The sequence below is a fragment of the Pseudomonas sp. CFBP13509 genome, assembly GCF_005233485.1.
Taxonomy (GTDB): Bacteria; Pseudomonadota; Gammaproteobacteria; order Pseudomonadales; family Pseudomonadaceae; genus Aquipseudomonas; species Aquipseudomonas marginalis.
Genome location: NZ_QGAA01000014.1, coordinates 153,862 through 164,143 on the forward strand (window position 1 = coordinate 153,862; position 10,282 = coordinate 164,143).

Below are 10,282 nucleotides of genomic sequence, written 5' to 3' on the forward strand. Positions count from 1 at the left end.
CCCGACTATACCTCACCTCTTGTTCAGCACTCGCGCCAGGCGATCGCCGCCGAGTTGAATCACCGCCACCAGGATCACCAGCAGCACAATCACCGTGAGCATGATCTGCGTATCAAAGCGCTGGTAGCCATAGCGATAGGCAATGTCGCCCAAGCCACCGGCCCCGATCGCCCCGGCCATGGCCGACGAGTTGATCATGGTCACCAGGGTGATGGTGAACCCGCCGACAATCCCTGGCAGCGCTTCGGGCAGCAGCACATGCCAGATGATGTGCCAGCGTCGGCAACCCATGGCCTGGGCAGCTTCGATCAGGCCGTGGTCGACCTCGCGCAGACTCACTTCGGCGATCCGCGCAAAAAAAGGCGTGGCGGCGATGGTCAGCGGGACGACCGCCGCCCACACCCCATAGGTGGTGCCGACGATCAGCCGCGTGAACGGGATCAGCGCCACCATCAGGATCAGGAACGGAATCGAGCGGAACAGATTGACGAACGCCCCCAGCACCCGATTCAGCGCCGGCGCCTGGTAGATGCCGCCTTTGTCGCTGGTCACCAGAAACACCGCCAGCGGAATGCCCACCAGCAAGGCGATCAACGATGACACGCCGACCATCAACAAGGTGTCGATGGCGCCTTGCACCAAACGATCAAACCACATAGCCCAGCACCTCCACCTGTTGTGCCCAGTTCGCAGCGCGGTTGCGCAGTTCTTCGGTGCCATGGGGCGAGCCATTCACCGCCAGCAGCAGTTGCCCCAAGGCATGCCCCTGAATCCGCTCGACACCGCCCTGCAGCAGACGCACCCGCCCGCCGAGGGCGCTGAACAGCGCGGCCAGGTCCGGTTCATCGCTGGCACTGCCGGTGAACTGCAAGCGCAGCACCACGGCGGCGTCCGGTGATTCAGGCTGGGTGTGCAAACGGCTTTGCAGTTCTTCCGGCAGCCCATGTTGCAGCGGCGCCAGCAGGGTCTGGCTGACCTCGTGCTGCGGGTTGCCGAACACTTGCCACACCGTGCCTTGCTCGACGATGCGCCCGTGTTCCAGCACCACCACGCGGTCGCAGATGTCGCGGATCACCGCCATCTCATGGGTGATCAAGACGATGGTCAGGCCCAGGCGTCGGTTGATCTCGCGCAACAGGCCGAGGATCGATTGGGTGGTCTCCGGGTCGAGGGCCGAGGTGGCTTCGTCGCACAGCAGGATCTGTGGGTCGTGCACCAGCGAACGGGCGATGCCCACGCGCTGTTTCTGCCCGCCGGACAGCTGCGCCGGGTAGGCCTTGTGCTTGTCCTGCAAGCCGACCAATTCCAGCAGCTCACGCACCTTTTGCTCACGCTGGGGCTTGGGCACGCCGGCGACTTTCAGCGGCAACTCGACGTTCTGCCACACGGTCTTGGCCGACATCAGGTTGAAGTGCTGGAAGATCATGCCGATACGCCGACGCAGCGCCACCAGGTGGTCTTCGTCGAAGTCGCCGATGTCCACCTGATCGATCAGCACGCGCCCGCTGCTGGGTTGTTCCAGGCGGTTGATGGTGCGGATCAGCGAGGATTTGCCGGCGCCGCTGCGGCCGATAATACCGAACACTTCACCGTGCTGGATCGCCAGGTCGATGCCTTGCAAGGCATGCACGCCGCCGTCGTAGGTCTTGCCCAGGTTGATAAAGCGCACGTGCGCGCGGTTCAGGTCCGGATGCAGTTCTGTCTGTTCGGCGTCCCTGGGCGGTGAGCCCAGGTCGCGCAGTCGAGCGTGGGCGGCGGTCATTTTTTATCTTCCCAACCGACTTGGTAGAGCTTGCCGAGGGATTTATCCAGGGCGGCACGCACCACCGGCGAGTGCTGGTAGATGTCGACGAACTTGATCACGCGCGGGTCGGTTTTGCTTTTTGGCTGGATCACGAACTGGATCACGTATTCCGGGTGGTCGAGGCCGTCGAACAGCAGCGCCGACTCGGCATCGAAGGTCTTGGACAGGCGGATGTAGGCCGGGTAGCCCTGCACCAGGTCGGCATCGTCATAGGCGCGCACCAGTTGCACGGCCTCGACTTGCAGGATCTTGATGTTTTTCGGGTTGGTGACGATGTCTTCTTCGGTAGCCTTGTAGCCCACGCCCGGCTTGAGGGTGATCAAGCCGGCCTTGGCCAGCAGTTGCAGGCCGCGACCGCTGTTGATCGGGTCGTTGGCAATCGCCACGCTGGCGCCCTGGGGCAGGTCGTTGATGCTTTTGTACTTTTTCGAGTACAGGCCGACGTTGTTGATGATGCCCGGCGCGTACGGCACCAGGTCAAAACCGGCGGCGGCCTTGGCGTTTTCCAGGAACGGGATGTGCTGGAAGTAGTTCACGTCAATATCGCCGGCGGCCAGGCTGACATTGGGGGCGATCCAGTCGGTGAACTCCACCAGCTCGACCTTCAAGCCTTGCTTGCCGGCTTCGGCGACGGCGGCTTCCAGGGGAATCGCGAAGGCGGCGGTGGTGCCGATTTTCAACGGGGCGTCGGCGGCGAATACGGCCGAGCTGAACAACCCGAAGGCCAGGGCCAGTGCTTTGACTGGGTGGGAGAGCAGTGTTTTTTTCATGGTCGATTTCCAGTCATAAGGTATTTGTACAAACAGTGGAGATCCACTGTGGGAGGGGGCTTGCTCCCGATAGCGGAGTGTCAGCAAACCAATCCGGTGACTGATACACCGCTATCGGGAGCAAGCCCCCTCCCACATTTTTCAATCAGTGGCGGTAGGTCGAGCCGGTGTGTTGTTCGGGTAGACGGGCGCTGCCTTGGAAGACTTTTTCTCTTAACGTTCCTTGCTCATAGGCGGTCTTGTACGACCCCCGCCTCTGCAACTCCGGCACCACCAGGTCGATAAAATCCACATAGCTTTCCGGCGTGACAATGCGCGTGAGGTTGAAGCCATCCAGCCCGGTTTCGCTGATCCAGGATTCCAGCTCGTCAGCGACCTGTCCGGGGGAGCCGACCAGGGTGATATAGCGCCCGCCGAGGGCATGCTGTTCGAGCAGCTTGCGTCGGGTCCAGTCGTTGTTCTGCAGGTTCTTGGTGGCCGACTGGATCGCGTTGCTCTTTACGTACTGGATCGGCTCGTCCAGTTCGTATTGGGCAAAATCAATCGCGGTGGACGCCGAGAAATGCGCGACGCCGGCCTCCGCGCTGGCATAGCTCAGGTACTCGGCATGCTTGGCCCAGGCCAGTTCTTCGGTGGCGCCGACGATCACGTTCAGCCCCATGAACACCTTGATGTCATCCGGATTGCGCCCGGCCTCGACCGCGCTGGCGCGCACCTTGTCCACCTGCACCTTGGTCGCGGCCTTGTTCTGCCCGCTGATGAATACGCACTCGGCATGGCGCCCGGCGAACAACAGGCCACGGTCTGAACTGCCGGCCTGGAACAGCACCGGCGTACGCTGCGGCGACGGTTCGCACAGGTGATAACCCTCGACCTGGTAGAACTCGCCATGGTGCTCGACTTTGTGCACCTTGCCCGGCTGCGCGTAGACCCGCGCCTGCGGATCGTTGAGCACCGCGTCGTCTTCCCAGCTGCCTTCCCAGAGTTTGTAGAGCACTTCCAGGTATTCATCGGCCTGGTCGTAGCGCCGGTCATGCTCGACCTGTTCGGTGAGGCCCATGGCCTTGGCGGCGCTGTCGAGGTAGCCGGTGACGATGTTCCAGCCGACCCGGCCACGGCTCAGGTGGTCGAGCGTGGACATGCGCCGTGCGAACAGGTACGGCGGCTCATAGGTGAGGTTGGCGGTGAGGCCGAAGCCGAGGTTGCGGGTCACGGCGGCCATCGCCGAAACCAGCAGCAGCGGGTCATTGACCGGCAGCTGGATCGACTCCTTGAGCGGCACATCGATGGAGTTCTGGTACACGTCATACACGCCGACGATATCGGCGATGAACAAACCGTCGAACAGCCCGCGCTCCAGGGTTTGCGCGAGGTCGGTCCAGTACTCGATGCTTTTGTACTGGGTGGACGTGTCCCGTGGATGGGTCCACATACCGTGGTTGATATGCCCGATGCAGTTCATGTTGAAGGCATTGAGCAGGATCTTTTTCTTTGCCATCAAATGGTCCCCCGCAGTGGCGGGTTTTCAGCGTTGAGGTAGTAATTGCCCACAGCGTGGTACTTCCAGCGCACCGGGTCGTGCAGGGTGTGCACGCGGGCGTTGCGCCAGTGGCGGTCGAGGCCGTGCTCGGCGAGGGTGGCCTGGCTGCCGGCCAGCTCGAACAGGGTGCTGCCGGCGGCCAGGGAAATCTCGGTGCTCAAGGCGCGGACTTCAGCGACGGCGATGGACGCCGCCGCCACGGTCTCTGCATTGCTGTCGGCCTGGGCGCGGTCGAGGTATTCAGCCGAACGCTCCAGCAAGGCTTCAGCGGCGTGCAGGCGAATGCTCAGGTGGCCGAAGCTCTTCAGGGTCAGCGGGTCTTCGGTGGCCTTGTCGTTGCCGGAGTCAATCCACGGGCGGGTCTTGGTGCGCACAAAGTGCAGCGCATCTTCAAAGGCGGCGCGGGCGATGCCGGTGTCGATGGCGGCGTGAAGAATCTGCGCCAGCGGGCCGACCGTGGTCGGGCGTTCGAAAGCGCTCTGGAACGGGATCACGTCGTGGGCGGCGACCCACACGTTATCGAACACCACCGAGCCGCTGCCGGTGGTGCGCTGGCCGAAGCCGCTCCAGTCGTCAATGACCGTCAAGCCTTCGCTGTCGCGGGGCACGAAGGCCAGTTGCTGGATGCCGTGTTCGTCCACCACCGAGGTAGGAATGCGCTGGGCATAGATCGCACCGGTGGCGTAGAACTTGCGGCCGGTGATACGGAAGCCGTCGCCGTCGCGGGTGATGGACGTAACACGGTCGTGGGCGGTCCTGGTGCCCAGTTCCGCCAGGGCGTTGCCGAAACGCTGGCCGGCGAGTACTTCGGCGTACAGGCGTTGTTGCTGTTCAGGGCTGCCATTCACGCGCAGCACTTCGAGGGCATAGAAATGGTTTTGCGGAATCTGGCCCAGGGAGGCATCCGCCTGGGCGATCAGGGCAATGACCTTGGCCAGGGCGACGTTGGACACGCCCGCGCCACCGTACGCCTTGGGCACACTGATGCCCCACAGGCCGGAGCGCGAGAACACGTCCAGTTCGGGCAGCGGCAGGCGGCGTTCGCGGTCGCGCTGGGCGCTGTCGCGGCGCAAGTCTTCGGCCAGGTCGCTGGCGACAATAAGGGCTTGTTCGTCGCTGGTGATAACCGCGACACGGTGAGAAAAGGTCATGAGTTTCTCCAGAGGTCTGGTCGGTTAAATCCAGGAATGGCGAGCCGGCAACGTGCCGTTCAAGCGATAGGCGCCGACGGCGTGATACTTCCAGCGCACCGGGTCGTGCAGGGTGTGCACCCGGGCGTTGCGCCAGTGACGGTCGAGGTTGAATTCGGCGAGGGTGGCGCGGCTGCCGGCCAGTTCGAAGAGCTTTTCGCTGACCAGCAACGACACTTCAGTGGTGAGCACCTTCGCTTCGGCCACGGCAATTGACGCTCGCGCGGCGGACTGTGCGGTGATCGGCGCGGCGCTGACCTGGTCCAGCACTTGCCCGGCCTTGCGCAACAGCGCCTCGGCGGCGTGCAGTTCGATCTTCAGCTTGCCGATATCGGCGATCACGTAGAGGTCATCGCTGGCGCGCTCGACCTTGGCATCGATCCACGGGCGCGAACGCTCCCGCACAAAGGCGATGGTGTCATCCAGCGCGCCACGGGCGATGCCGGCGTCGATGGCGGCCTGGATCAGTTGGGAAACGGCGCCCTGGATAGTCGGGCTTTCGCCGATACGCCAGTTGTCTACGACCAGTTCGGCGTCCACGGGCACGCGGTCCAGCAGCACGGTGCCGCTGGCGGTGGTGCGTTGGCCGAAGCCCGACCAGTCATCCACGATGCGCAGCCCTGCGGTGCCACGGCGTACAAACGCCATGACCTGCCTGCCGTCGTCGTTCAGCGCCTTCACGGCCACCCAATGGGCAAACAGTGCGCCGGTTGAATAGAACTTCTGGCCGCTGATCACGTAACCGTCGCCTTGGGCGGTGATGCGCGCCTTGAGCTCCAAGGTGTTCCTGGTGCCGCGTTCCGGGCCGCCATTGCCGATGCGCCAGCCGTCGAGGACGCTCTGGAACAGTTGCTCTTTCTGGCGCTCGGTGGCGGCGCCCTGCAACACCTGCAGGATGCCGAAATGGTTCTGCGGGATCTGCCCGAGGGCCGGGTCTGCCGCGCTGATGATCGCGAACACCTCCGCCAGGGTGGTGTACGACACCTGTGGGCCGCCGTATTCGCGGGGGATGGAAATACTGCCCAGCCCACTGCGGGTGAATTGTTCGATCTGCGCCCACGGCAGCTTGCGTTGCTGGTCACGCTGGGCGGCGTGCAGGCGCGCGGCCTGGGCCAGCTCATGGGCAGCCTGCAGCGCCTCTGCATCGTTGCGCAGCACAGCGGCCGGCAACAGCAGGGGAGCAACGTCCAGATCACGCTGGGGGGGTGTTAGAGCCAAGTTAGACATCAGCGCCGCTCCTTGGCTGCACGTAATGCCCTGGCGTTATGCACCGGGGTAATTCTGACCATACCGACCTCGCATTCAATGAAATAAAAACAGAAAAATCAGAGATGTCCGGTGGTCCGGTGCATATACCCTAAGCGTGTTAAATATTTAAATAAACTAACTTTTGGGAATATGCATAGAAGGTCTGTCACCCCGGTTCACAGGGCGAGCCGAGGGGCCGTGGTTGGTAGACCCGCGCGGTCCCGGCCGGCTGGCTCGGCGCGCAGGCGGCAATGCGTAACGTGCGCGTGGGCGCCCAGCGTGAATTGTTGCCGACACGATCGAGAATGCAGTACGTCACCTCCAGGCGGCTGTCATCACCGGCCTCGACAATCACCGTCGAAGGCACCCACACCTGCACGACCACCCCGACGGCCTTGGCCTGGATCCGTGGCAGGTCCATGCGTACATCTCCCCAGCGCAGGGTGATGGCATCGCCCGTGGCCATGTTCAGGTAAGGCGCGATGGTCAGCGGAATACCCCGTCGCACCTGGCGACCGTTGACGCCGTAGCGACGGATGGTCTCGGGCAAACCGACGGGGGCGAGGTTGTGGTTTTCGTCGCTGTACAGGGGGGAGGGCTGGCCACCGGGGTATCGGGTCTTTACACACACACCTTTCACGGCCGAGCGGGCAGGTGCACGACCGACTTGCATGACCTGGTAATGCACCTGGGCCAGGCCGTCCTGCACAAAACTTTCCGGCACCCGCAGATGGGTCGGTGAGCCGACCTTGCACGCGCTCACCCTGCGTGAGGCGGCAAAGCAGTTGTTCCAGAACAGTTCGATCAAGTCGCCCTCATCCATGCCGGGGTAAGGCGCGATGTCCACCTGCAGTTGACTGGCCGCCAGTGCGTTGATGCCGTGCCGGTTAGCCTGGGGCAAGGTGGGGGCTGTGAGCAGGGCCGGGGTTGCAGTGCGCGTCATAAGTAATCTCCTTGATGCAGCCAGCAGCAATCGTTCCAGCCCTGCGGCGCGGATGCGCAGGTAGGCTGAAAGGAACGATTCAGTGAGTAGCCGGGATAGGATCCAATCCTCTGGACGCTAGATAAGAGGGTTGGCCAAGGAGCGTCAATGGCGGCAAAAGGCTAAACGGCGGGTTGGAGCAGATTCAGAAGGGTCTGACTGGGCGGGGGGTTTTTGGATCAGGGAGACGGCGGGTTTACGCGTGGATGGCGAGGATTTCCTGTAGGAGCAGATTGTGTGGTGAGGGAGCAAGCTCCCTCGGCACATCAGTGGGCGAGGAACTTGCTCAGGAACTGCCGGGTGCGTTCTTCCTTGGGGTTGGCGAACAACGCCTTGGCTTCGCCTTGCTCCACGATCACGCCCTTGTCGAAGAAGATCACCCGGTTGGCCACATCGCGGGCAAAGCTCATTTCGTGGGTGACGATGACCATGGTGCGGTTTTCTTCGGCGAGGCTGCGGATGGTCGCCAGCACTTCGCCCACCAGCTCCGGGTCCAGCGCCGATGTGGGTTCGTCGAACAGGATCACCTCCGGCTCCATGGCCAGCGCGCGGGCAATCGCCACGCGCTGTTGCTGGCCGCCGGACAGGCGCCGTGGGTAGGCGTCTTCCTTGCCCGCCAGGCCAACCCTGGCCAGCAGCTTGCGCCCAAGGGCAACAGCGGCTTCACGGGGCATCTTCTTGACCACGGTCGGCCCTTCGATGACGTTTTCCAGCGCTGTGCGGTGGGGGAACAGGTTGAAGTTCTGGAACACAAAACCCACGTGCTGGCGCAGGCGCCGCACCAGGCCTTGTTGCTGGTTGAGCGGTTTGCTGCCGTCGATCTGGATGTCGCCCACCTTGATCCGGCCGCTGGTGGGTTCTTCGAGGAAATTCAGGCAGCGCAGGAAGGTGGTCTTGCCGGAACCGCTGGGGCCGATGATAGCGACGACTTCGCCTTCCTTGACCTCCAGGTCGATGCCGTTGAGTACCACCTGACCGTTGAATTGTTTGGTCAGTTTTTCAACCACGATCATGCTTCAAGACTCCAGGTCATGCCGGTTGACCCGGTCTTCCAGGCGGTTTTGGAAATGCGCCAGGATACTGATGAGTACCCAATAGATCAGGGCGGCCGACAGGTACATGGCAAACATTTCGAAGGTCCGCGCAGACACCAGTTGTGCCTGGCGCAACAGCTCCGGCACTTGAATGGTTGCGGCCAGCGAGGTGTCCTTCACCAGTGAGGTAAAGCTGTTGCCCAGTGGTGGCAGTGCCGTACGCATCGCCTGCGGCAGGATCGCCCGGCGCAGGGTCTGCACACGGGTCATGCCGATACTGGCAGCGGCTTCCCACTGGCCGCGCTCGATGGAGCTGATGGCGGCACGCAGGGTTTCACAGATATATGCGGCCATGTTCAGCGAGAGGCCGATCAGGGCGGCGGGAATCGGGTCCAGCTCGATGCCCACTTGCGGCAGGCCGTAATACATCACGAACAGCTGTACCAGCAACGGCGTGCCGCGAAAGAACGACACGTAGACGCGGGCGATCCAGCTCACCAGCCTGATGCGCGAGAGGCGCATCAGTGCCAGGCCGAAGCCCAGCAGAAAGCCGAAAAACATTCCGCCCAGGCTCAGGATGACGGTGAAGTACACGCCCTGCAGCAAGAAGGGCGTGGAATCCAGGACGAGTTGGAGCTTTGCTTCCATTATTGAGTAACGTCAGCGTTGAAGTACTTATCCGACAGCTTCTTCAAGGTGCCGTCAGCGCGCAATTTGTCGAGGGCCTTGTTCACCGCCTCAAGCAGTTCAGGTTCGCCTTTGCGTAGGGCAATACCGGCTTCCTGACGGGAGAAGGCAGCACCGGCAGCGACGGTGTCCGGGGCTTTCTTGGCATATTCCAGGGCCGCCAGGCGGTCGATCAGGATGGCGTCGATGCGGCCGATGCGCAGGTCCTGGAACTTGGTAGGATCATCTTCGTAGGTACGGATATCAGCGGTAGGCACATTGGCTTTTACCCACTCCTCGTAGTTGGTGCCCAGGCCGACACCCACCTTTTTACCGGCCAGGTCGGCGGCTGATTTGATGTTGAGCTTGTCTTCGTTCTTTTTCAGGACCAGCGCTTGAATCCCGGAAACGGTGTAGGGCTCGGAGAAGTCGTATTTTTTCTTGCGCTCGTCGGAGATGGTCACCTGGTTGATCACTGCATCCAGACGCTTGGATTCCAATGCCGCCAGAATGCCGTCCCATTTGGTGGCCTGCAGCTTGACCTTCACACCCAGTTCTTTGGCCAGCGCTTCGGACAGCTCGACTTCGAAGCCCGCCAGTTTGCCTTTCTCATCCTGGAAGCTGAACGGCGGGTAGGTGCCTTCCAGGCCGATTTTGATCTCGCCGGCCTTTTTGATGTTGCCCAGTTGCTCGCCGGCAACCGCCTGGCCCAGCCAACCGGCGCCGAGAGCCAGACCCAAAGTGCCAACCAGCAACGTGCGACGCAATACAGAAATAGTCATGAAGAGCCCCTGTGTTTTTTATGTTGAGCGAAGCAGGTGACGCGGTAGTCGTATCCTGCCTTAAAGCGCGTAGCGCGTCTTCGCCTGCGGCGCGATGATAAAGCCGGGTTTTAAGACTTGAAAATAATATTAAACTCAATTGATATTCTATTTTTGAATATGTGTTGAGTCTAATGTGGGAGGGGGCAAGCCCTAATGCCAGTCAGTTAAGCGTACATCGCCTCCTGTAGGAGCGAGCTTGCTCGCGAAAAACGTCAACGATAACG

Annotated in this window: 10 protein-coding genes; all 10 read right to left on the reverse strand. The window is 62.0% G+C overall.

Annotation, left to right across the window (positions count from 1 at the left end):
• Positions 1-12: 12 nt before the first annotated feature.
• Positions 13-657 carry a methionine ABC transporter permease gene (locus PspCFBP13509_RS22560; RefSeq protein ID WP_016974994.1) on the reverse strand — a complete coding sequence of 215 codons (645 nt, stop codon included), beginning with the start codon at positions 655-657 and terminating at the stop codon, positions 13-15.
• Positions 647-1,762 carry a methionine ABC transporter ATP-binding protein gene (locus tag PspCFBP13509_RS22565; RefSeq protein ID WP_065948525.1) on the reverse strand — a complete coding sequence of 372 codons (1,116 nt, stop codon included), beginning with the start codon at positions 1,760-1,762 and terminating at the stop codon, positions 647-649. The genes PspCFBP13509_RS22560 and PspCFBP13509_RS22565 overlap by 11 nt, the downstream gene beginning before the upstream one ends.
• A complete protein-coding gene (locus PspCFBP13509_RS22570) occupies positions 1,759-2,574 on the reverse strand; it encodes a MetQ/NlpA family ABC transporter substrate-binding protein (RefSeq protein ID WP_065925831.1) in 816 nt (271 codons plus the stop codon). Before PspCFBP13509_RS22570 ends, PspCFBP13509_RS22565 begins: the two co-directional genes overlap by 4 nt.
• A gap of 145 nt (positions 2,575-2,719) precedes the next feature.
• Complete coding sequence (locus PspCFBP13509_RS22575; protein ID WP_065925830.1) at positions 2,720-4,072, reverse strand: LLM class flavin-dependent oxidoreductase; 1,353 nt, start codon at positions 4,070-4,072, stop codon at positions 2,720-2,722.
• The gene (locus PspCFBP13509_RS22580) at positions 4,072-5,265 is read right to left on the reverse strand and encodes an SfnB family sulfur acquisition oxidoreductase (protein ID WP_137212722.1); all 1,194 of its coding nucleotides are present in this window, start codon (positions 5,263-5,265) and stop codon (positions 4,072-4,074) included. The genes PspCFBP13509_RS22575 and PspCFBP13509_RS22580 overlap by 1 nt, the downstream gene beginning before the upstream one ends.
• 24 nt (positions 5,266-5,289) lie before the next feature.
• Positions 5,290-6,531: an SfnB family sulfur acquisition oxidoreductase gene (locus tag PspCFBP13509_RS22585; RefSeq protein ID WP_065925828.1), complete on the reverse strand. Its 1,242-nt coding sequence runs from the start codon at positions 6,529-6,531 to the stop codon at positions 5,290-5,292.
• A gap of 187 nt (positions 6,532-6,718) precedes the next feature.
• Complete coding sequence (locus PspCFBP13509_RS22590) at positions 6,719-7,495, reverse strand: hypothetical protein (protein ID WP_137212723.1); 777 nt, start codon at positions 7,493-7,495, stop codon at positions 6,719-6,721.
• A 305-nt stretch (positions 7,496-7,800) separates the two neighbouring features.
• Positions 7,801-8,547: an L-cystine ABC transporter ATP-binding protein TcyN gene (gene tcyN / locus PspCFBP13509_RS22595; RefSeq protein ID WP_027607834.1), complete on the reverse strand. Its 747-nt coding sequence runs from the start codon at positions 8,545-8,547 to the stop codon at positions 7,801-7,803.
• 3 nt (positions 8,548-8,550) lie between these two features.
• Positions 8,551-9,216, reverse strand: a complete 666-nt coding sequence (gene tcyL, locus PspCFBP13509_RS22600) for a cystine ABC transporter permease (RefSeq protein WP_065925825.1) — start codon at positions 9,214-9,216, stop codon at positions 8,551-8,553.
• The gene (gene tcyJ / locus PspCFBP13509_RS22605) at positions 9,216-10,016 is read right to left on the reverse strand and encodes a cystine ABC transporter substrate-binding protein (RefSeq protein WP_065925824.1); all 801 of its coding nucleotides are present in this window, start codon (positions 10,014-10,016) and stop codon (positions 9,216-9,218) included. The genes tcyL and tcyJ overlap by 1 nt, the downstream gene beginning before the upstream one ends.
• Positions 10,017-10,282: the final 266 nt, after the last annotated feature.